Raw genomic sequence first — 22,869 nt, forward strand, 5'->3', positions numbered from 1 at the left:
ATCTCATACCGTCAAACCGAATAAGAGAGGCGATTGCCTCCGGACCCCTGTTGCATTTCTTGCTATATAAACCACACTAAACAATCACACAGGGCACTCCGAGTGCAGTACCATCTTCCGATCTCTGTTATCCCCAGATTTATCCAAATGCCCTTTTGCTAAGGGGAAATCCGGTGAACAGCCTATGCTTCCGAAGCAGCTTTCTTTCAGAAAGCTTTTAGACCGCTTCGCTTCTCCAGATTGGTTCTGCCCCTCCGTTAACGTGTGTATCTTTTTTGCGGTTTATATAGCATCCGGCTTGACGCTCAAGTCTATTCAGCTCTGTGCGCTTCGTTCGGCATGGAGCGGAGATTGATGATTTGACGTGTTTGACCGCCCTTGTTTTTTGCCGCTTAAATTGGTGCCGAGCACGCCCGCAATGATGAGCAAGGCTCCGATGACATGGTACCCGCTGACCGGTTCATGCAAGATCCATGCTCCTCCCGCAATGGACACCAATGTGGACAGATTGCTGAATACGCTCATTTTGGACGCTTCAAGATGGGTGAGCGCGAAGCTGGACAGCAGCGTCGAGAACATGGTAGACAGTATCGCCAAATAGGCCAGTGCCATGAGGTATGTTCCATTTCCCAAAGGCTGGACATACTCGGCCATCGTACCTAAGTAGGCATGACGGACAAGGGAAACCGCGTTAAAGGCAAGGCAGCCGATCATCAAGGTGACCCAAGTGAGCTCCAGCGGTTTGTATTTTCGGGTCAAAGGCCGGGCCAACACTCCATACCCGGCGAAGGAGACGGTGGAGAGCAGGAGCAGCAGGATTCCTTTCACATTGCCGATGGACATTGATGCCCCCTTCATAGCAAACAAAAAGACGACGCCGGATACGGACAGCAGCAGAAACAGTTTTTGCGCCAGTGTTGTTCGTTCTTTCAGAAAGAGCGAAGCGAGAACAAGCGTAAACACCGGGACCAGTGCTTGGATAATGCCCGCTTCAGAGGAATTGGACGTGACGAGCCCGAACGTCTGGAAAGCAAAAAACAGGACGGGAGACAGCAGACCTAGCGGAATGATTCGCCATAAATCCTTGGCAGACAAGCGGATGCGCACCATGCCGAGCGCGATCGGCATGCTGACAACGATCAGGGAAAGAGCAAAGCGATGGGCTAACACGTCGAGCGGATGAGCGACGGCCACCGTCATTTTGGCAAACATAAAGGATAAACCGATAATCATGGCATATAAAACGGCTGCAACGTAAGCGTAAGCCCGGACAGACGTATGTTTCATGTGATTTCCTCCAATCGTGAGTGATTGCAGCTCGGACAGCGAAGTGCAATGCCAAACAAACTTCCGTCATCTGCAAGAGCATCTGTTGTATGATCGTTTTCAATATACGCCCTGACAAGGCGTGGTACAATGATGAAAAACATCGATTGTACCGGTACAGTTTAGGAGGATTTATGTGAAAAAATATGAAACCATTGCGCGATCGCTCGAACGATGGATGCAAGAGCAAACAGCACGGCAGGGACTGGGGAGTTGGAACGAGAGGGGCATCAAGCTGCCTCCCGTTCGATCGCTGGCCAAGCAGTATCAATGCAGCATCAGCACCGTGCTGCGTGCCTACGAATGGCTGGAGCGGCGCCATCTAGTGTATGCGGTCCCACAATCGGGATATTATGCGGTGCCTAATGGTGGAGGGCCGGAAGAAGGGAAATGGGAAGGGCCGCTCGATTTTGCTTCGGCCGCGCCGGATTCGCGCGTATTTCCGTATGCCGATTTTCGCCATTGTGTGGACCAGGCGATGGAGAAGAAACAAGCTGAGCTGTTTCGTTACGGCACCGACCGCGGTTTGCCCTCATTGATTGAATTGTTGGCCAAACAGTTCGCCGATTATCAGGTGTTCGCGCAAGCCGGGCAGATGTTTATCACGTCAGGGGTACAACAAGCGCTTGCGGTGCTTGCGCTCATGGATTTTCCGAACGGGAAGAGGCGGGTGCTGATCGAGCTTCCGGGCTATCACAACATGCCTCCCTTGCTGAAGGGGCTTAACGTACCCTTTGCCGGGGTCAAGAGAACGGTGGACGGTCTGGATTGGGAAGACCTGGAGCGGAGTTTCAAGGAAGACGATATCAAGTTTTTCTATGTGATGCCTCGCTTTCATAACCCGCTGGGGACATCTTTGAACGCCAATGAAAAAAAGAGGCTGATCCGCCTGGCGCAAAAGCATGACGTATATTTGGTGGAGGACGATTTTCTCGCCGATCTGGAGAGCGATTCGAAGCAAGACCCGTTGTGGTCTGCCGATACGGAAGGGCGGGTCATTTATTTAAAGAGTTATTCCAAAATTCTGTTTCCCGGGCTGCGCCTTGGCGTCGCCGTGCTGCCGCATGAACTTGTTCCGCTGTTCGGGGCCCATAAGAGAATGCTGGACATCGATACTTCGCTGCTGTCGCAGGCGGCGCTCGAAATCTATATTCGAAGCGGAATGTTCGCCCATCATGGCAAAGTGATTCGTGGCAGGTATGCCGCGCGCATGCGCAAGGTGCATGAGCAGCTGGATCGCTTCCCCGATTTTGCTCCGTTTGCGGAGGCGCCGCGTACCGGAGGAGAACATACGGTGCTGCCTTTGCCTGAGAGGATGCCTTTGGCTGTGCTGGTATCGCGCTTGGAGAAACGCGGCGTATTAGTGGATACAACGGAACGGTATTATCCGGACGCTTTGCGGCAGCAGGATAAAATGCTGCGGCTCAACATTTCCAACGTGCCTGGCCAGCGAGTTGCCGAGGGCATGGACATCATTCGCGAGGAGATCATGAAGCTGGACGCTGCTGGACAAAGAACGTCGAAAGGTTAAGGTGGCAGCGGACAGCGGCTCCAACATGTGCTTCGCTCGCAAAAACAAAGGCGTATGAGCAAACTGGACAAGCCAGTGTTCATACGCCTTGTTTGCGTTCAATGGGTCCGCCGTTCCCTACGCCTGTGCCATCGCTTTAAACGAAGCTTCGGCGGCTTCGATCGTTTGCTGCACATCCGCATCCGTATGCGCGGTCGTCAGGAACCAAGCCTCGTATTTGGATGGAGCGAGGTTGATCCCGCGATCCAGCATGTTGCGGAAGAACGCGGCAAATTGCTCGCCGTCCGTGTCTTGGGCTTCATCGTAGTTCGTTACCGGATGGCTGCAGAAATGGGTGGAGAACGCACCGCGAATGCGGTTGATCGTCAGGGCAATGCCGTGGCGGTCCGCAGAAGCTTGCAGGCCGGCCGTAAGTTCGGTCGCCAGACGTTCCATCTCGTCATACACGCCCTCGCCCTGAAGAACCTCCAGGCAGGCGATGCCTGCGGAGATGGAAGCCGGATTGCCAGCCATCGTTCCTGCCTGATACGCAGGGCCGAGCGGCGCGACTTGTTCCATCACGTGTTTTTTGCCGCCATAGGCTCCGATCGGCAGGCCGCCGCCGATGATTTTGCCCAGGGCCGTCAGATCCGGTTCAATCTGCGCATGGTTTTCCAATCCGGCATACGTCTGGGTGGAGCCGTAGTGGAAACGGAATGCCGTGATAACCTCATCGTAAATGACGAGCGAGCCATTGGCTCTGGCCATGGCGCAAAGGCCTTCGAGGAAGCCCGGTTTCGGCATAACCATGCCGAAGTTGCCGACGATCGGCTCAACCATAACGGCGGCTACATCATCGCCCCAGCGTTCCAACGCTTCTTTCAGTCCGTCCAGGTCATTGTAAGGCACCGTAATGACCTCGTGCGCAATGCTCGTCGGAATGCCGGCACTGTCCGGAATGCCCAGCGTCGATGGGCCAGAGCCTGCAGCAACGAGCACCAGGTCGGAGTGGCCGTGGTAACATCCGGCAAACTTCACGATTTTGTTGCGTTTGGTGTAAGCGCGAGCGACGCGGATCGTGGTCATGACCGCTTCCGTGCCCGAGTTGACGAAGCGGACCTTGTCCATCGAAGGAATGGCTTCCTTCAGCATTTTGGCCAGCTTGATCTCTAGTTCGGTCGGTGTGCCGTACAGCACGCCGTTGGCGGCCGCTTCCGCAATCGCTTGGGTAATATGCGGATGCGCATGCCCGGTGATAATCGGTCCGTAGGCTGCCAGGTAATCAATGTAGCGGTTGTCGTCCACATCCCAGAAGTGGGCGCCTTGAGCCTTTTTCATAAACACAGGCGAACCGCCGCCCACGGCTTTGAATGAGCGGGAAGGGCTGTTGACGCCTCCGACGATATGTTGAAGCGCTTCGTTGTATAAAACCTCGGAGCGGGAACGTGATGGATTCATGGAATAACTTCCTTTCGTAATATAGAAATATCGGTTTGCTTTTGATAAAAGTCATATATAACAATACCAGTTTGGCATGCAAGATCAAATGAAGATTTGCACAAAAATCAGGCGAAACCGGACAAAAACGTTTGTTGAAGCAGCCTCTGCGAAGGCAGAACGCTCCTAAGAAGTCGTTTCCACCTCCTTAGAATTCACCGATCCCGCGACAAACATGCTGAAACCAGGCGGAATACAGCAGCAAAAAAGGCAGCCGGATGGCTGCCTTTGGCAAAGCGTGATCTTGCATGGTGAACTTTTATTGTGCAGGCTGCCCGGTATCCTGATCATCACCGCTGGCCGTCTTGTCATTGGCCGCATCCTGGCTGTCGTTCTGCTCCACAGGCGGATGGATGATATCCTGCACATGCTGCTTCAATTTCTCTTCGCTCGTTACGGTCAGAACCTGGGCGCCGCCTGGCGTGCGCTCTTCTTTCAGCAAGTCCATGGGCGGAACTTGCTCGCTGCCGTTCATGCTGCTCTGGTACCCGAGTCCGCCGAGCTTCCACATGTCGGAAAGAGTCAGGTTCGTATCGACGTAAGGGCTGACCTCCTCCAAAATGCTAGGCAGCTTGGCAATCGTTGTGGTCGATTGCATTTTCGCCGCAACGGCTTTCAGAAATTCGCGTTGGCGCTCCGAACGCGCAAAGTCGGACATGGCGTCATGACGGAAACGCACATACATCAGGGCCGTTTCGCCGTCCAGGTGCTGATAGCCCTTCTTCAGGTCGATATCATATTCGTTGTTGTCGGCTTTACTCGTATAGTGCATGTCCTTCTCGACATCGAAATCGACGCCTCCAACCGCATCCACCAGTTTGATGAATCCTTGGAAATCCGTATACACATAATATTGGACAGGGATGCCCAGTAGGTCGCTGACCGCGTTCATGGCCACATTCGGACCATGGGTGATGGCGGTATTGATTCGCTCTTTGCCGTACCCCTCAATATTTACATAGGTGTCCCGCAAAATGGAAAAGAGATTGATCTTTTTCGTAAGCGGGTCAAGCGATACAACCATCATGCTGTCGGAACGGGGGACTTCGCCTTTCTTTAGTCCGCGCGCATCAACGCCCATCACGAGAATATTTACGGTATCCGTACCCTCCCATTTTGGCGGATCCGGCGTATTTACTTTTTCGACATTTTCAATGCCGGCAAACGGAGATTCGTCGCCTTCCTTTTGCAAGCCATTCAATTGATTCAGAATAGAACCGAAATAAAATGCCGCCGCTCCGCCAACAAGCAGGATGAAGGCGGCAAGAGAAATCCATATGGTTCTCTTCGTCTTTCTGGTCATGCTAGCTCTCCTTTGTATTCAAAATGAAAGAACAAAATAAGTCCAAACGCTGAATCAGACCGAGGTCTTCCGTTCAGTTCCCCTTCACGACAAATGCGAAAAGAGTGAAAACCTCGCAGATGATTAAAGCTTGCTGAATTTTGACTGATACCATTATAATTTCTTTTTGGGCTACAAGCAATTTCAACAAAATCCAAGTGAGGTATAAACATGCTGGCGATTGATGTCAAAGATTTGCGCAAGTCATTCAGCGTGCAGAAGAGCCGCGGCGGGCTCAAGGGCGCGTTTCAGGATCTGTTTGCACGTCAATACCAGGAAGTGTTGGCTGTAAACGATATCTCGTTTCAAATTCCGCAGGGCGAAATCTGCGGTTATATCGGAGAGAACGGTGCCGGGAAATCAACGACGATCAAAATGTTGACCGGCATTTTGATGCCTACTTCGGGACACATCTCGGTGGGCGGATACGTTCCCTATCAGGAACGCGAAAAATTCGTGCAGAACATCGGCGTTGTGTTCGGACAGCGAAGCCAGTTGTGGTGGGATATCGGGGTCATCGAGTCGTTCCATCTGCTGCGGAAGGTGTATAAAGTCGGAGAAGCCGATTTCCGCAAACGGTTGGACGAATTGGTTGAGCGATTGCAGCTGCAGGAACTGCTGAACCGTCCGGTTCGCAAATTGAGCCTCGGCCAACGGATGCGCTGCGAGCTGGTGGCTGCCCTGCTGCACAACCCGGGGATCGTCTTTTTGGACGAACCGACCATCGGCCTCGATATCGTCGTCAAGTCGGAAATCCGCGAGTTTTTGAAAGACATGAACAGAGAACATGGCACAACGATTCTGCTGACGACACATGACTTGCAGGATATTGAAGCATTGTGCTCCAGAGTGATCATGCTGGATGCGGGCAATATCATTTATGATGGCGGGCTTGATCATCTGAAGTCTCAGTGGGGGACGGAGCGCGAAATTCGCTTCAAATTCGGAAAGGCCTATCCGCTAAGCCGCATGCAGGAATGGACTGCCGAACTGCCTGTGCGCTGGACGGCGGAGAATGAATTGTCGGCTTCGGTTTGGATTCCGCTGGAGCTCAACGTGTCCGACGTGCTGGCCCGGGTAGTGGGACAAGCGGACATTACGGATATTCAAATCATCGAAACCAATACGGATGAGATTGTGCGCAGCATCTACCAATCCGGTTCTGCGGATCGCCCTGAAATCGCAGGCGCCGAGAACGAAGCGGCAGGTGTATCCTGAAATGAACGGCGCTTATCTTGATTTTATACGCATTCGTTTTCTGACCATGCTGGCCTACCGGGTCAATTATTATTCCGGTATTCTGATATATACGCTTAACATCGGCGTGTATTACTTCACCTGGCAAGCTATCTATGGAAGCAGCGGCGAGCTTGGCGGTTTCACGGCAGCTCAGATGACGACCTATGTGGCCGTATCCTGGATGGCCCGGGCGTTTTACTTCAACAATCTGGACCGCGAGATCGCTGCGGACATCCGGGACGGCACGATTGCGATCCAATTCATACGACCGATCAACTATGTCATGGTCAAAATGATGCAGGGGCTCGGCGAAGGCGTATTCCGTTTTCTGCTGTTCATGATTCCGGGGATGCTGATTGCGATCCTGCTGTTCCCGGTTGAACTTCCGACCGCACCGTCGGCATGGATTGGATTTCTGGTCATGCTGTTCTTCAGCTTCCTGATCAACTCCCAGATCAACGTCATTACGGGGCTGGCCGCGTTTTTCGTCGAAAACAACGAAGGCATGATGCGCATGAAACGCGTAGTCGTCGATTTGTTTTCCGGCCTGATCGTGCCAATCAGCCTGTATCCGGGCTGGCTGGCGGCCGTGATGAAGGTGCTGCCCTTCCAGGCTATTACCTATTTGCCAGGCTCCGTGTTTACCGGACGGGTGGAAGGCACGGGAATCTGGAACGTACTGGGCCTGCAAGTATTATGGTTCGTCGTGCTGTTGATTCCGATGGTGCTGATCTGGCGCCAGGCGCGCAAGCGTCTGTTCGTGCAAGGAGGGTGACGGAATGTACTATTTGGGACTTGTATGGGAATATTTGAAAAATTACATGAAAACAAGGCTGACTTATCGGGCCGACTTCTGGGTTGAAATCATATCCGATCTGCTCTTTCAGGCCACGAACCTGATTTTTATCTTTGTGGTGTTCCGACACACCGATAATCTTGGCGGCTGGAGCGAAAGCGAGGTCCTGTTCGTCTACGGTTATTTCATGGTGCCTTACGGCATTTTCAGCTGTTTCATCAACATGTGGGGGTTCAGCGAGCGTTATATCGTCAAGGGCGAGATGGACCGCATTTTGACCAGGCCGACTCACAATTTGTTTCAAATCCTGCTGGAGAACGTGGACCCGCCCGCACTGGTGGGATCGTTCATCGGACTTGTCATCATGGTTCTCAGCGGAGCCGAAATGGGACTGGTGCTGGAGTGGTGGCATATTCCGGCGCTTGCCATCCTCGCGATCAGCTCGGTGCTGATCTATGCCGGGATTTATACGGCTCTGACGTCGCTGTCCTTTTATTCGGATGCGCCTACGGGCATTTTGCCATTGATGTACAACATTCAGGGATACGGGCGTTATCCCGTAACCATCTACAATCGCGCCATTCAGGTGCTGCTCACCTGGATCATTCCATTTGCGTTCGTGGGCATTTATCCGGCGGCCTTGTTCCTGGACCGGGCCGAAATGCATCGGATGGCCTTGCTTACGCCTGTCATGGGAATCGTTTTTGGGGCCATCGGACTGACATTATGGAATTTTGGCGTGAAACGATATCGCGGCGCAGGTTCGTAACATGACACTGTCCGCATAAACGGATTGAAGGAGGAATGCAGAATGACAGTAACGGAAGGCATGCAGGTTCCCGATTTCGAGCTGCCGTCCAGCTCGGGCGAACGTGTGAAGTTATCCGATTATCGCGGACAACGCGTGCTGCTCTATTTTTATCCCAAGGACTTAACCTCTGCCTGCTCGCAGCAGGCCTGCGATTTTCGCGATCGACATGAGGAATTCCAGGGGATGAACACGGTGATTCTGGGCATCAGCACAGATCCGATGAAACAGCATGACAAATTCATCGCCAAATATGGGCTTCCATTTGTCCTGTTGTCGGATGAGGAGCACAGCGTGGCCGAACAATTCGGAGTGTGGCAGCTTAAAAAGATGTACGGCCGGGAGTACATGGGCATCGTCCGTTCTACTTTTCTGATTGACGAAGAGGGGAAGCTGTTGAAGCAATGGTCCAAGGTGCGCGTTAAAGGGCATATCGAAGAGGCGCTCGAGGCGGTAAAGGCGCTGTAGTCACATATCTTAAGTGAATCCAAAGGTCGTGGTTGCGGATCATTCCGTAAAAGCGGCCTTTTTGGCATGCACATCTTTCCAAGTGTTCTAGGAGCCGCAGATGGTATTTATCTGTCATAGCTTCCTTCAGAGCGCGGTGGTTTGCCAGAAATCTTTTTTCTGAACCGATGAATGAGCAGCAGGAATAGAGGAATGACCGTGCTTACGGTAATGTCCAATTCGAACCAGGCAGGCATGATCGTGAGCGTGTAAAATATGATGTTTGGCGCAATCAGCACGCCCATAGCAAAGAAAAGCAGCATGGACGGAAGAATCAGCGGCTTGTAATTCTGCATTTTGAAGAGCTGCGCGGTTCCCACGATGAATGCGAAGATATGCAGCATGCTTTTGAAATACGTGGAGATCAGCCAAGCGATTGCCATCAATGCTTCGATCCGTTGGAAAAAACGGCCTATGTCAATCTTTTGGGCGAGGATGTAGGAAACGTAGATGTTATGCTGCGTTAGCATGGGGCCAAGCACCAGCAGGGACACCAGCAGCAGCATGCTTAGAAGAATGCCGCCGAACAATGCGGAGGTTAACATGTCCCTTTGAAGGTGAGGCCCTTTCGAGATATAGGGAAACAGCATGGATAGTACGATCAATTCGCCATAGGAAGTAAAGGCCCCCCGAATAATTCCATCTACGAAAGAGAGCCAGGGAATGCCGAAATAGGGCTTTAAATGGGAAGGATCGGCTTGAGGGAGCAAGGCCAGGATTAAAATCAGCATGCCCATAACGACAAACGGCGCCAACAGTTCCGCGCTTTTGCCGATCGGTCCAAGCCCCTTGAGCATCCCCCAGGTCAGCGAAGCGATGAGCAGGATGATAATGGCCCGAATCGGGGTCTTGAGATAAATCTGGGTGGTCAAGAAATCGCCGACTTCCCGAATGCATATGGCTGCTCCGACGAGAAAGTAAAACAGGTAACAGACAGCCAAAGCGAACCCGAACCAGCGACCGAGTGCGATGTAACAAATTTCGATCAGCGTCTTCCCGGGATAAGCCTTGTACAATTTGAACATCAGCCATAGAATGCAACAACCGACGGGCTGGGCCAGCAGCGAGCAGATCCAGCCGTCTTGCTGTCCTGGATACGTAACCAAGGTCGGATAGATCAGGATCATGTCTCCGATCATGACCATAAAGGTAAGCACGGCAAACTGCCGAATGGTCAGCTTCTCTTTCATTTGCATGGGCCGTACATTCCTTTCGTTAAGCAAGGGTCAATGATAGGGTCTATGAATTTTTTCGCGATTTGCCCAGGTGAACCAGCAGAAGAAGGCCCGGCAAAAGGATGCCGATGGTTGTATCCCAGTCTACCCAGTAGGGAACGATGCTGATAACAATATACGTAATGCCGGGGGCGATCAGATTCGCCAAGCCGAAGATCAGCAGGGAGGATGGAAGGATGAGAAACCGGTACTGCTTCATTTTGAATATTTCCGCAATGCCTACCGTAAAGGCATAAAGGTAGACCATCGTTTTGAAATAGGTCGATACTAACCAAGATGAAGCCATAAGTGCCTCTATTCTTTGAAAAAAGTCGCCGATGTTTATTTTTTGCGACAAAACAAAGGAAGTATAAATGTTATGCTGCGTAAGGAATGCACCCAGCACAAGCATGGCGATGGTAACCAATAGAGCAAGTACGATATTGCCCATGCCTGCCGCCACAATCAGATCCCTCGTCCGGTTCGGTGCTGCGGCTGAGTACGGCAATAACATCAACACCGGGATCGTTTCGCCAACCGGATAAATGATGCTTACCAAGATCCCTTGGGCAAAAGATACGGCATTCGTATCCTGAAACGCTTTTAAATTGCTGGTATCGGATTTCGGCAGCAAGCAGAAGGTGAGCACCAATATAAAAACGATGACGATGGGAATCAGCAGCTCGCTGGTGCGCCCCATCGTCTCCAATCCGTTATACACTCCCCAGCCGATGGCGACGACAAACATAAGAATGACGACACGAATCGGCGTGTATTGAAAAATCTGGGTGGTCATGAAGTCGCCGACCTCCCGGGTGTAGGTGGAAGCGCCGAGGATAAAAAAGAACATGTAAAAACAGGAAATGAGCGTTCCCGGCCAGAATCCCAGCACACTGCGGCATATGCCAACCAAGTTCTGGTCAGGATAGGCCCTGCCGAGTTTGAGGAACATGGCCATCAGAGCCATGCTGACAGGGACGCCAATCAAGGCACAGATCCAGGCATCTTGTTTAGCATAAGAGGTCATGACCGAAGGGTAGATCATCATCATGTCGCCCACAACCATCATGAACACAAGGGTTGCCAATTGTCTTGTTCCAAGCCGTCCCCGTTCAAGCATTTTTCTCCCCCTCTTAGCTAGGTCCCGGTTAAGCGGGCCAACAACTGATTCACAGGCTCGTAGATCCAAATAACGATATTTAGCGGGCTGGGAAACTCCCACAAGTTGACGGCAATGACGGTGAATACGGTCGCCAGCAGCAGCATAACGCTGTAGACCGCTGTTTCCTTCCATTGTTTTTGTTTGATCAGCTTGGGAAGGTCAATCCATCCTATGATGCCTGCGGCAAGGATGGCAGATAATGAAAGGAGCATGTTTTCTCAGTCCTTTATTTCGTTTTTGAACGAGTTATCCAAAGCACCTACGCGTTTGATTTGTACATTCGATTCGAATTTCACCTCAAGATTTTCGAAGTATTTGTCCCAATCCTTTTCGATTTTTTTAAAATATTTGGGATTGGCATGGTAAACTTCCTGGCCGAATCCAAAAATGTCCACGTGGTATTTTCGACGAACCGAATTGACCGAGGTTTGCATAAGCTCCACGAGGCTCTCCTGGGATTGCTTCTCCAATTCCCGAATGGCCGCCATGGCACCGATCGACATGCCGCAATCGACCGAAGCGATGGACGAAATCGTTTTGACCTTGATATGGATAACCGGTTCACCCCCGACAATTTTAGCTTTGCGTTTGGTCTTGGAGCGCAGCGTTTTCAACGTTACGACGCCCTGGCTCGACGGGCAATCGACATGGCCGACCGTTGCCACAACGTTGTCGCGGATGTAATTGTACCCTTTGGATTCTTCTTCCGTTAACCACCCAATCAGCTTATCCCTTTTGAAAATGCCTAGTCCTGTTGAACTTAGCCGCGCGGGTGATCGAATGAATGAAATATTATCCTTACTGCCGCTATTTTCGCTATTGCCTATAACCTCAATCCCCGTAATGACGGGTTGTATGCCCGGGGAAATCATGGAGTCCATGAGTTTATCCCCTGTTACCGTCGTGGTAGGAGCCCAGGTTTTGGCGGACACGTCCAGCGAGTTGAATATTTTTTCAGCCGGGATATTATCCAAAGGGGTCAGCAGATCGAGAACTTTGGTTGCGGTCGTGTTTCTTGCGATCAAAACGTAGTAATCCGGTCGCACGGACGGTTCCCGCATCAAAGCCTCTGTGACATCGTAGATCCCCTGTTTTCGAGCGTACTCTTCTCCAAATACGAGTACACGTATGTGAGACATGAAAGTTTGCCTTGGACTTATCTCCGTAAGCTTCTGTATCGCTTCGAACAACGTTTTCGCAGTGGCTTGATATTGAGTCACAGGGGTACCTTTGGCACCGCCGGATTTGTTGGAAATTTCGTTCGGTACGACAACCTGAGCGCTGACCTTGATGAGCTCGCCTTCCATGTCGACGCCCAGCCCCAGCATAATGCCGAGTTCGTTGAGCTCCTGCCGATCCCAGCAGCCCGTGAGGAGAGGGAGCAGGACCACAAAGGAAAGAATCATACGCAAGCATCTGTTCATACGCCGATCTCCTGACTGAGTTATCGCTTCGTTGGTTTAGAAGATTCTCGTGTCACGTTTGACGTGCCTGTAGAAATAGGCCGGGTTCTCATACGGGACCAGGGAACACGAAAAATGGTATCCTTCAGGTCTTTCTGGACAAACGGCGCAAACGGGGACATGTACGGAACGCCAAATGAACGCAGGCTGCACAGATGGGTAACCGTAATAAGCAGCACGATCAGGATGCCGTAGAATCCGAAAGCTGCCGCGAACATCATCAGAACGAAGCGCAAAATGCGAACCGAGATCGATAACCCGTTCTCGGGAATAACGTAACTTGAAATCGCCGTGATGGACACGATGATGACCATGGCTGCCGAAACTACCCCTGCGTCTACGGCAGCCTGTCCGATTACGAGCGTACCTACGATGGATACGGCTTGCCCGACCGTCTTGGGGATGCGAATGCCGGCCTCGCGCAAAATTTCGTAGGTCAGCTCCATCAAAAGAGCCTCGATGAAAGCAGGGAAGGGAACCCCCTCACGTTGGGCAGCCAGGCTGATCAACAGATTGGTAGGCAGCATTTCCTGGTGGAAGGTCGAGATGGCAATGTAAAACGACGGTGCAAGCAAGGCGATAAAAAAAGCCAGATAACGAATCATGCGAATGAGCGTACTGATGTCCGCTCGCTGGTAATAATCTTCTGCCGATTGAAAGAAGTGCACAAACAAAGCAGGGACAAGCAGAACGAAGGGGGTCCCGTCGACAATGATGGCAACCCGGCCCTCGAGAAGAGCAGCCGATACGGTATCTGGACGCTCACTGTTATATAAGGTGGGAAATAGCGTCCTCGTTTTATCCTGAACCAATTCTTCGATATAACCGCCTTCCAGAATGCCGTCAATATCGATTTGATCGAGCCTGCTGCGCAGTTCTTTCACGACTTCCTGATCGACGGTATGCTCCAGGTAGAGGACGGCCACACGTGTTCTGGTCACCCGGCCAATCTCGCGTTCCTCGATCCATAATTGCGGATCGCGGATTCGTTTGCGGATCAAGGCCGTGTTGGTACGCAGATTTTCCGTAAATCCCTCCATCGGTCCACGTACGACGGACTGGGAAATGGGTTCGCCGACAGAACGGTCTTCCCAGCCTGCGGCAGCGATTCTCAATCCGCGTGTGGACCCTTCCAACAGCAGGATGGCACTGCCTGCCAGCAGTGCTTTCAGAACGTCATCCATGCTATCGATGAACAAGACGGTGCTTGCGGTTAACACGTCGTTCTGAAGATAAGTCAGATGTTCGTCATCCTTGGAAAATGAGGGCAGATCCCGCATTTGAAGCAGTGATTCCAGGATGGCGAGGTTAAGCACCTGCACATCCACAAGTCCATCGATGTATAGCAAGACGGAAGGCCATTTGTGCAAACTCTGCAATGGTCGGATCATTAAGTCGTTGCTGTGTCCCATGATGGTTTTGCAGTACTCCATATTTTCGCTCAAATTCCTGGAAATCGGGTGTGGTTCTTTTTCAGGGTTTTGCTTTGTGGCCCCCATTCCGTCCCTCCTCCCATACATCCTATATTTGCAAGTAGTATGACCGGGAATATTTCGAATTATGACAAAAAAAAGGATGAACGGCGTTGGTGGAGGAGAGGATTGCCTTTATTATTAATTTAGAATAATATCTAATTAGATGATTATCTATTTAATTTATTGAGGTGAAAAACATGTTGTTCCGCATTTCTGCAGTTCGTCTGTTGCGGGATGAACCAATGTATCGGCGTCTGTTCTTGGCCGGATTGTTGACGGGAATAGGCGACCGGTTCTGTCAAGTGGCCATGCTTGCCATAATTATTCGGATCACAGGTTCAGGAGTTATGCTCGGGGTAGCATTGGCACTGCGCGTACTGCCATTTTTATTGCTTGCTCCGGTCGGTGGTTGGCTGACGAAGTATTTTTCCCGCAGAAATATCATGCTGACCATCAATTGCATAAGGGTTCCCCTTGCTTTAGGGTACCTGCTGGTGCGTCAAGCAGAGGATTTGTGGATCCTCTATGTCGCAACGGCGCTGTTGGCTTGTGCAGAAGCTGTATATGCACCCGTACGCAAATCTGGAATTCCGCTGTTTGTTAGGTCGGAAAATTTACTAAGGGTTAATGCTTTGGAGCAGGTATTAAATGGTGTGGTATTGATCGTGGGCGCTCTTCTGGGCGGTATTGTCTCGACTGTTTTTGGCCCACAATCCGCCTTTGTGGGAAATGCAGCAGCATTCATGCTTGCATCAGGTTTGGTTCGCCGGCTGGATGATTCATCCGGATCAAAGCCAAATGAAGGCAGGGTATTGGATGATACGAATGTTCAAAAAAGAAATGGCTCGACTTCCGCGATCTGGCCGTTGATTCGTATGTCGATTCCGCTGCAGGTCATTATTGGGTTTGAATTGCTGGTTCCCGTAATTAATGGCATAGACAACGTCCTTATCTCGGTTTATGCAATCCAAGTGTTTGGGCTTGGTGATTGGGGAGTGGGGATGTTCTATTCTTCACTTGGCTTGGGGCTTGTACTAAGCAGTTTGTGTTCTCGATATGTCAGAGGAAGGTTGCTTGCAGGGGTTGTCATATGTTTGCTCATTGAAGGAAGCCTGCTCATGGTGCTGAGCGGGGCCCCGGGTCCAATAAGCGCCGTCATCATCTATCTATCGCTCGCTTTCATGTCAGGAATTGGGAATATATGCCTGGACACATTGCTTATGATCAAAGTTCCGGAGAAACATAGGGGAGTGATCTACGGTGTGGTGACGGCATGGAGCGGCAGTGTGCTTGGGCTCTCCATGTTCGGTGCAGGTGTTTTGCTGGAAAGGATGGACCCGCGCCAATTGGGTTTTGCGGGGGGACTCGGGTTTGCCGTGCTCGCGCTATTTTTGAGTGCGTATGCATGGATCCGGGATCGCCGGGTTTTTGGCAGGAATGAAGCGTAACGAAAAGGAGCCTGCACAGCATCTGGCGGCTCCTTTTCGTTACGGAACGGGCACACAGCGATGCCTATTCCGCGTTTTGTTTTTGTCTTTGGCGGACGGGAACGGACTTCCGCGCGAAGCGTTGCCCCAAAGCTTTGCGGTAACGGTAAAGCACGGCAGCGATCAGGACAAGCCCGATGGCTGCGACAATATAAGCGGTGTACTGATGCGCCAGCTTGAATACGGCACTCCATCCAGGTCCGAACAATTTGCCGATGCCGAGGAAAAGGACGACCCAGAATAATGCACCAGTATATGCATAGAGAGCGAACTTACGGAAAGAGATGGCCGCTATGCCGGAGAAATAACCGGTAAAGTGGCGGACTCCCGGGATGAAATATCCGATAAAGATCAATCCGTTGCCGTATTTGGAAAACCATTTTTGCGTTTTATCCAACTTGTCGGGTTTAAGGAAAAACCATTTTCCGTATTTCATTATAAAAGGCAATCCGGCCTTTGCCCCGATAAAATACGTGATTGTCATACCGATGGTCGTGCCGAGAAACGCAAGGATGGCGAGTATGCCGAAATCAAGCTGCCCTTTGTAAGACAAATAACCGGCATAGGCCATCGTTGTTTCTCCCGGGAAGGGAAGGGCGACGAACTCGAGCAACAGACCGAAAAACAAGACGCTGTATCCGTAGGATCCAAATAATTGCTGGATCTTATCAAGCAATTCCAATAGAGTTCACTCTCCTGAGATTCATATGAATCATGCTGCGGGGCGATAAGGCAACGATGGTTAGCAATAACTATATTTCATGCTACCGAATCTGCCGGCGAGAATCAAATACAGCTGCCAGGCTGCTGAAAATAAGTTTCATTTTTACGTCTTTTTTAGAAGCAGCCTCCATATAATTCTAACAAATCTGCTGAAGTCTAGCAGTAAAATTTCAATAGAATGCTGGAGGTTGATTCGATAATGGCGCATAGATCAAAAGGGGCAAAGATTCAAGAAGCGCGATTTCTCTATAATGCAGTACTTCTACATAAATCGGAAAGGTCCGGGTGGCGCCGAATGTTCTTTCGGTTAGTCATGACAATATGCATGGTTGCCTTAGGCGGAACGATGGGCGCATCATTCGTTTCTGCGGCTAAAGACAGCGATAGGGATAAAGTCGTCTATCTGAGTTTTGACGATGGCCCAGGCAAACATACTCCCGAAGTGCTGGATATTTTACGAAAGGAGAACGTGCCTGCCACGTTTTTTGTATTGGGGGAACAAGCGGAGCTCCATCCGAAACAGATTCGCAGAATATTGAAAGAAGGACATGCCTTGGGCAATCATACGTATAATCATCGATATAACGAACTGTACCGCGATTTTCAAACGTTCTGGGCACAGATCAAGCGTACGGAGGAAGTGATTCATGACATCACGGGAATCCGTCCTGATCTGGTTCGGGCACCAGGCGGTACTTACGGGCATTTTGACCAGAACTATTTCGATTTGTTGAAAAGAGGCGGGTATACCGTTATGGACTGGAATGTCGATAGCGGGGATTCCAAACGCAAAAACGTACCTGCCAAGGAAATTTTGCGCAATGCCACCCATGTCACAGCCGGGACAAACTCGGTGGTTGTGCTGATGCATGACGGTGGGGCGCATGCCGAGACCGTAAAGGCGCTGCCAGGCATCATCCAATTTTATAGGGATCACGGCTATCGTTTTGACGTCATGAGTTCTTCCGATCAGGAGCCTGTGCAATTTCGCGTGCATCCTAGCGAAAAATACAAGTCTCGCCAAGCTCCGAGCAAAACCTGGATTGCGCAGCATGTTGATCCGAATCGCCAATTGTGGACGACAGCGAAGAAGGAATTGAAGGTAGAAATCGGATTACTGACCGCTGAGCTCGGCCAGGATGAATTCCGCATGAGCGATCGGCAGATTATGGTTCCTCTGCGGCACTTTTTGAAAACGATCGGAGGCACCGCGAGTTGGGATGCGAAGTCCAGAACGGCAACGGTGTTATGGAAGAATCGAATGGTTCAAGTGGACCCCTCGGGCGGATGGATGACGACCAAACGATGGCATGATTCGGAGGAGCGCGCCGTCCAGGCTAAAGTCGAAATCCATGGAGGCACGATCTGGGTGCCGCTGCGCGAACTGCTGGAGCAGATGGGAGCCTCGATCCATTCCACGCAATCAACGGCTTCGGAGTGGGTGATCAAGGCGAGCCCGCCGCTCACTTCCATAGCATATTGGCGGTTCTACGACGTGATCTGAAGAATCCGGTTTATCCTTTCTACTTCCGGGCAACAATGAATCATAGATTACTATGGTTCAGAAATGCCAGTGGCAAGAAAGGTGGGAGAGGGCATGTCAACGATCCGGATGGAACATGATCATGCGGTGGAACTGCTGAATAGGGTGATGAAACGGATTGAGCAAGTCATTATTGGGAAAAGGAAGGAAATCGGGTACATTCTGACCGCCATGCTTAGCGATGGCCATGTTCTTCTGGAGGATGTGCCCGGCACGGGGAAAACGATGCTTGTGCGTGCCGTAGCCTCTTCGTTGGGCTGTTCCATGGGACGCATACAGTTCACCGCGGATGTCATGCCTGCCGACGTTACGGGAGTTTCCATCTATCATTCTGCGACCGGGGAGTTCCGCTTTCGTCCCGGCCCGGTGATGTCACACATCGTTTTGGCCGACGAAATTAACCGCGCGGCACCGCGAACGCAGTCCGCCCTGCTGGAGGCGATGGAGGAGCGCTGCGTTACCGTCGATGGTACAACTCATGCGCTTCCCCGACCTTTTTTGCTGCTCGCGACACAGAATCCGCTTCAGTTCGAAGGAACATATCGATTACCTGAAGCACAGCTGGACCGTTTCATGATGAGGATCGGTCTTGGTTATCCGGAGCCGGAGCAGGAAGTGGAACTTTTGTCCAGGGAGCGGAGCAGGGAACGGGTGGAGGGAATGAAGCCCGTCCTGCTGGCCGAAGAGGTGGTTGCGATGCAGCGCGAGGTAAGGCATGTACACGTGGATGCCGTCATTAAGCAATATCTTGTTGCCGTGGCCGTAGCTACCCGAAGCCATGCCGCCGTCAGGCTTGGAATCAGTCCGCGAGGAACGCTGGCGTGGATGACCGCGGTACAGGCACATGCTTATTTGCACGGAAGAAGTTATGTCGTTCCGGACGACGTGAAGGCAATGGCCGTGCCCGTCCTCTCGCATCGCATCCAACTGAAATCGCAGAACAGGACCGACGGAAGCAACGCCCAAGAGCAGGTCATTCGCGATGTGCTTTCAACGGTTCCCGTTCCCGTTCAGATGGCGGCGCAAGGAAGGGGACGGCGGTCATGACCGGGATTGGAGGGCGGCTGGTTCATGCGATGCTGGCAACTGCGTTGGTTGCCTTATATGTATGGCATGGCGGGAGATCGACTCTTTTTCTGGCTGCGATGGCGGTCATCATGTGGGTATATGGACTGCTGCTTCACATGCTTGGGCCACGTCGCATCCGTATTCGCAGGCATCTCCATTCCGACCGGATTGCCGTGGGGGACGTTGTCAGGGTGCGGGTTGAATTGGCATTCGATTGTCCCATCCCCCTGTTATGGATCGTTGTTTCTGACAATACGCCTGCCGGCATGCATCGAAAATGGTTCTTCCCTGGTATGAAAAGACATTTTTCATACGAGTATGAACTAAACGGGCTTCGCAGAGGGGTTCACTCATGGTCCCCCGGACGGCTTTACTGGGGCGATGCGTTCGGCTGGAACACCGCTTCTTCTGTAACGAAAGGAAGCGAACCGATCGTGGTTACGCCTGCGGTTGGAGACGGGACGGAGATTGAAGCAGGCAGCGGCTGGGCCGGTTCGGAAGATGGAACGGCGCACGATCCCCATACTACGGATAGCAGCGGTTTCGAGCTCCGCGAGTATCGGGAAGGCGATCCCCTCAGCCGGATTCATTGGAAAAGCTCGGCCAGAACAGGCAAACTGCATACATTCCTGCCGGAAACTTCGCCATGCGCTTCACTAGCTGTGCTTTTATATGAAGCAAGGACGGGATATCAGGCCCAAAACCGTGATCAGCACGATCATCCAGGGTTCGAACGGGCGGTGCAAATGGCTGCGCGCCGAATCCACGATGCCGACATGGGCCATATCCCGTTAAGGCTGTGGCTGGAGGGGAAGGAGCCCGGCATAGACGATGGTGATCGGCCATTCCCAAGGCACGCGGAGAGCGCTGAAGACAGTCTGGAACGCGCTTTGTACAGATTGGCCCATGCTCGCCTGGGTCGTTCGCCTGCCGGCCCTGACAGGCTGGAAACAAGGATGCTGGAAGACTTGCCTCAAGGTTCGGACATTGTTGTGTTTGCCGGCAAACCGGACCAAGCTCTTGTCGAATGGATTCATAGGGCGGCCGATGACGGATTTCGCGTGGAGCTGCATCTGACCGAGCACATGGCGGGAAACGTTTCTATTGGGCCGAATGAAGGTATCCGGGAAGTGAAACCTGGCCATGCAGACCCGTTAAAAGAAAATGCGAAATCCACCGAAACCTGGCTGGAACAGCTTAGGCTGTGCGGCGTTCGTATTGTTGCCGGGCCTGCCGTCAGCGGCAGCTTGTCTTTACCGGGAAAGGCGGTGGTCGTCGATGTGGGTGCGTGAACGAAAAAGCTCTGTTCTGCCATCATTCCCGGTTGGGGAGGTCGCTTGGCAAACGACCGGGGCCCGTCCGGAGCTTCCGATGGTCGCCTCGATCCCCTGGGCGTTCAGGCTGCCGATATCCGCTCTGGTGCTGATCCTTTCCATGGAGTGGATTCATCCGGTCACGTCCTCCGGACAGGAGGGGAGCGAGCGTTTTTTGAGCGTCATGTTCGGCATGTCGGCCGTGCTTCTCATGATGGGTTTGCTGCGTACGAGCTTGATGACGGGCATCGTGCTGCGAATCCCGGTTGTGCTGGTCTCGTTATCCCTGATGTATGGAGGGAATCACCCTGCAGAATGGGCATGGTCATATCCGGCAACGCTGAATGCGGATTTGGGCGCATGGATGGGAAGCGGCCGATTTAGCGCGATGAGCACGGAAACGAAAGGTTTGCTCATGCTCTGTGGATGGAGCATGCTGCTGGCTTCCGTGCAGTATCTCGTTTTGATGCGACGCAGCGTCATGCTGTTTGGCATGGGCACGATGCTGTATTTGCTATTGCTCGAAGCATTGGTGGGGTTCGATGCCTTTGGTTCCATCGTGCGGTCCGTCTTATGGTTGTTGAGCATTCAAGGTTTGCTGCAATTTTTGCGCATTACCGGCGGAGGGGGGGCATACCGCTGGCGGGCCAGAACATACGGTGCATGGTGCGGCATAGCGATGGGGTCCGCAGCGTTTCTTATCCTGGTATCAACGCTTCCCATCCAGTTGGGAACGGTGGCTCCGGCCGAACGGATCTCCTTGAGCCGAATGGCCGAAAGCCTGGCCAAATGGGCAGGATATGCTCCATCGGGAAGCATTCCTGCCTCCTTGTCCGTCACCGGATATGGTACGGTGGATGCACCGATGGGCGCGCCGTTAACCCAAGGAGAAGAGATTGTGTTCACGGCTCGCAGCCCTAAGGCAACCTATTGGCGGGGGGAGACCCGTTCCTTTTATAACGGAAATTCCTGGAGCGATGCGGAGCAGCGCTTCAAGCATGCCGATCCCTCAGGTCTGCTGCGGGTTGATGGCTGGGAAAATCAGGCTTACTGGACCCGTATCCGGCAAACGATCACCATGCAGCGGGAGTGGCGGGGTCCGAGCCCGCTTTTTACGGGAGGTGTTCCGGTTCGTTTTACCTTTCTGGATCGCAACAGCGGGCACGAACCGAGTGGCCGGGAATTGCTCTCTAATGAAGATACAGGAACGTTATGGCTGGCAGGGGCTGCCGGAAGTGCGGGCGGAGTGCAGGCATATACGGTGGATGTCATGATACCATCCGCTGCACCGGAACAGCTTCGGTCGCTTGTCGCCATGCATGGGAGCGGCGATCCTGCGCCAGTTCGCAGAACGTATCTTCAACTGCCGGACACGCTTCCGCAGCGCGTGCGTGACCTTGCATCCGACATCGTTCGGGAAAGCGAGACCCGGTATGATGCCGTTCAGGCGGTGAAAACGTATCTCGGTCAGCATGCGTCATACACGCTGGATACCCGCATGCCTCCGCGTGGAACGGATTTCGTAGACGATTTCCTGTTCGTGACCCATGCCGGGTATTGCAACCATTTCTCTACGGCGATGGTTGTGCTGCTGCGTGCGGAAGGCATTCCCGCGCGGTGGGTGAAAGGTTTTGCCCCCGGAGAACCGGATCCGCAGGTTCCGGATCGTTATGTTATCACCCAGGGGGATGCCCATTCCTGGGTGGAGGTGTATTTTCCCGGCGCGGGCTGGATTCCGTTTGAAGCAACGCCGGGATTCGGGCCGGCGCCAGGCGCTGATGCGGGCGCTGCGGCGGCCGCCGGGCAGCAGCCCGGCGAAGTTGCCCCGCCGCCGCAGGAGCATGGCGGCGGCATGGGCAGTGCGGGCGCGTGGCTGCACGCACGCGCCCGGGAGCTTGCCGCGGACCCGTGGCCCGCGGCAGCCCTTGCGGCAGCGGCGCTGCTGCTCGCCGCCGGCGCGTTCCGCATGCGGCGGCTTCGCCCCGCGCTGCGGCTGTGGCTGCTGCTGGCGTGGCCGCGCAGCAGCTTTCCGGACCGCGAGCGGCTGCTGCGCGCCGCCGCTCCGGTCTGGGCCGCGCTCGCGCGCCGGTACGGCCCGCGGCCGGAGGGCATGACGCTGCGGGAGTATGCAGCGTCTGCCCCCGTGGCCGCGGGCGCGGACAGCGCGGACGTCGCGCGGTTCGCAGCCGACTGGGAACGGCTGCTGTACGGGCCTGAGCGTCCGCTGCGCGCGGACAGCCTCGATTTCCTGCGCCGGGCGCTGCGCCTGGCCCGGCACCACCGGGCCTCCTGACGGGCAGGCGGCGCCAACCCGCCCCGGCCGCTCACATAGACCAAGCCGATCTCAGGCACACGTGGGGTCGGATGCGTAACACCTTAGGGGCGAAAGAGAGTTC

At 53.0% G+C, this 22,869-nt stretch carries 19 protein-coding genes; 10 read left to right on the top strand and 9 right to left on the bottom strand.

Annotated elements, in window-relative coordinates:
• Positions 1-315 precede the first annotated feature (315 nt).
• Entirely contained in the window at positions 316-1,287 is a 972-nt protein-coding gene (locus MKY59_RS03560; RefSeq protein ID WP_339276019.1) for a DMT family transporter, read from the bottom strand.
• Between the two features lie 175 nt (positions 1,288-1,462).
• Here MKY59_RS03560 and MKY59_RS03565 point away from each other — a divergent pair, with 175 nt between their 5' ends.
• Positions 1,463-2,857 (top strand): PLP-dependent aminotransferase family protein, encoded by a 1,395-nt coding sequence (locus MKY59_RS03565; RefSeq protein ID WP_339276020.1) that lies wholly within the window; start codon positions 1,463-1,465, stop codon positions 2,855-2,857.
• 117 nt (positions 2,858-2,974) lie between these two features.
• On the opposite strand, the gene MKY59_RS03570 is transcribed toward MKY59_RS03565, so the two are convergent.
• Both MKY59_RS03570 and MKY59_RS03575 read right to left on the bottom strand, forming a co-directional pair.
• Positions 2,975-4,294: a glutamate-1-semialdehyde 2,1-aminomutase gene (locus tag MKY59_RS03570; RefSeq protein WP_236420823.1), complete on the bottom strand. Its 1,320-nt coding sequence runs from the start codon at positions 4,292-4,294 to the stop codon at positions 2,975-2,977.
• Positions 4,295-4,592: 298 nt separating this feature from the next.
• Positions 4,593-5,636: an LCP family protein gene (locus MKY59_RS03575; protein ID WP_236420824.1), complete on the bottom strand. Its 1,044-nt coding sequence runs from the start codon at positions 5,634-5,636 to the stop codon at positions 4,593-4,595.
• Between the two features lie 210 nt (positions 5,637-5,846).
• On the opposite strand from MKY59_RS03575, the gene MKY59_RS03580 reads away from it, so the two are divergent.
• The 4 genes from MKY59_RS03580 to bcp are packed head-to-tail and all read left to right on the top strand — an operon-like array spanning position 5,847 to position 8,986.
• A complete protein-coding gene (locus MKY59_RS03580) occupies positions 5,847-6,893 on the top strand; it encodes an ATP-binding cassette domain-containing protein (protein WP_339276022.1) in 1,047 nt (348 codons plus the stop codon).
• A 1-nt stretch (position 6,894) separates the two neighbouring features.
• A complete protein-coding gene (locus tag MKY59_RS03585; RefSeq protein WP_236420826.1) occupies positions 6,895-7,689 on the top strand; it encodes an ABC-2 family transporter protein in 795 nt (264 codons plus the stop codon).
• A gap of 4 nt (positions 7,690-7,693) precedes the next feature.
• Positions 7,694-8,479 carry an ABC-2 family transporter protein gene (locus MKY59_RS03590; RefSeq protein WP_339276023.1) on the top strand — a complete coding sequence of 262 codons (786 nt, stop codon included), beginning with the start codon at positions 7,694-7,696 and terminating at the stop codon, positions 8,477-8,479.
• A 42-nt stretch (positions 8,480-8,521) separates the two neighbouring features.
• Positions 8,522-8,986, top strand: a complete 465-nt coding sequence (bcp, locus tag MKY59_RS03595) for a thioredoxin-dependent thiol peroxidase (RefSeq protein ID WP_339276025.1) — start codon at positions 8,522-8,524, stop codon at positions 8,984-8,986.
• Positions 8,987-9,093: 107 nt separating this feature from the next.
• Here the strand turns inward: bcp and MKY59_RS03600 are convergent, their stop codons facing one another.
• Genes MKY59_RS03600 through MKY59_RS03620 form a run of 5 tightly spaced genes read right to left on the bottom strand, consistent with a single transcriptional unit; the run spans position 9,094 to position 14,363 of the window.
• A complete protein-coding gene (locus tag MKY59_RS03600) occupies positions 9,094-10,221 on the bottom strand; it encodes an endospore germination permease (RefSeq protein ID WP_339276026.1) in 1,128 nt (375 codons plus the stop codon).
• A 43-nt stretch (positions 10,222-10,264) separates the two neighbouring features.
• Complete coding sequence (locus MKY59_RS03605; protein ID WP_339276027.1) at positions 10,265-11,359, bottom strand: endospore germination permease; 1,095 nt, start codon at positions 11,357-11,359, stop codon at positions 10,265-10,267.
• A 17-nt stretch (positions 11,360-11,376) separates the two neighbouring features.
• Positions 11,377-11,613 (bottom strand): hypothetical protein, encoded by a 237-nt coding sequence (locus MKY59_RS03610; protein ID WP_236420831.1) that lies wholly within the window; start codon positions 11,611-11,613, stop codon positions 11,377-11,379.
• A gap of 6 nt (positions 11,614-11,619) precedes the next feature.
• Positions 11,620-12,825: a Ger(x)C family spore germination protein gene (locus MKY59_RS03615; RefSeq protein ID WP_339276028.1), complete on the bottom strand. Its 1,206-nt coding sequence runs from the start codon at positions 12,823-12,825 to the stop codon at positions 11,620-11,622.
• Between the two features lie 20 nt (positions 12,826-12,845).
• Positions 12,846-14,363 carry a spore germination protein gene (locus MKY59_RS03620; RefSeq protein WP_339276029.1) on the bottom strand — a complete coding sequence of 506 codons (1,518 nt, stop codon included), beginning with the start codon at positions 14,361-14,363 and terminating at the stop codon, positions 12,846-12,848.
• Positions 14,364-14,536: 173 nt separating this feature from the next.
• Here MKY59_RS03620 and MKY59_RS03625 point away from each other — a divergent pair, with 173 nt between their 5' ends.
• Positions 14,537-15,787: an MFS transporter gene (locus MKY59_RS03625; protein ID WP_339276031.1), complete on the top strand. Its 1,251-nt coding sequence runs from the start codon at positions 14,537-14,539 to the stop codon at positions 15,785-15,787.
• A gap of 64 nt (positions 15,788-15,851) precedes the next feature.
• On the opposite strand, the gene MKY59_RS03630 is transcribed toward MKY59_RS03625, so the two are convergent.
• On the bottom strand, positions 15,852-16,508 hold the full coding sequence (locus MKY59_RS03630; protein ID WP_236420835.1) for a DedA family protein: 657 nt from the start codon (positions 16,506-16,508) through the stop codon (positions 15,852-15,854).
• A gap of 336 nt (positions 16,509-16,844) precedes the next feature.
• On the opposite strand from MKY59_RS03630, the gene MKY59_RS03635 reads away from it, so the two are divergent.
• The 4 genes from MKY59_RS03635 (at position 16,845) to MKY59_RS03650 (ending at position 22,766) form a co-directional block, all read left to right on the top strand.
• Positions 16,845-18,053: a polysaccharide deacetylase family protein gene (locus MKY59_RS03635; protein WP_339276032.1), complete on the top strand. Its 1,209-nt coding sequence runs from the start codon at positions 16,845-16,847 to the stop codon at positions 18,051-18,053.
• A gap of 93 nt (positions 18,054-18,146) precedes the next feature.
• Entirely contained in the window at positions 18,147-19,139 is a 993-nt protein-coding gene (locus MKY59_RS03640; RefSeq protein ID WP_339276034.1) for a MoxR family ATPase, read from the top strand.
• Positions 19,136-20,452: a DUF58 domain-containing protein gene (locus MKY59_RS03645; protein ID WP_339276036.1), complete on the top strand. Its 1,317-nt coding sequence runs from the start codon at positions 19,136-19,138 to the stop codon at positions 20,450-20,452. Before MKY59_RS03640 ends, MKY59_RS03645 begins: the two co-directional genes overlap by 4 nt.
• Entirely contained in the window at positions 20,439-22,766 is a 2,328-nt protein-coding gene (locus MKY59_RS03650) for a transglutaminase domain-containing protein (RefSeq protein ID WP_339276037.1), read from the top strand. The genes MKY59_RS03645 and MKY59_RS03650 overlap by 14 nt, the downstream gene beginning before the upstream one ends.
• Positions 22,767-22,869 lie beyond the last annotated feature (103 nt).

This window comes from Paenibacillus sp. FSL W8-0426 (assembly GCF_037969725.1).
GTDB classification, from domain to species: Bacteria; Bacillota; Bacilli; order Paenibacillales; family Paenibacillaceae; genus Paenibacillus; species Paenibacillus hubeiensis.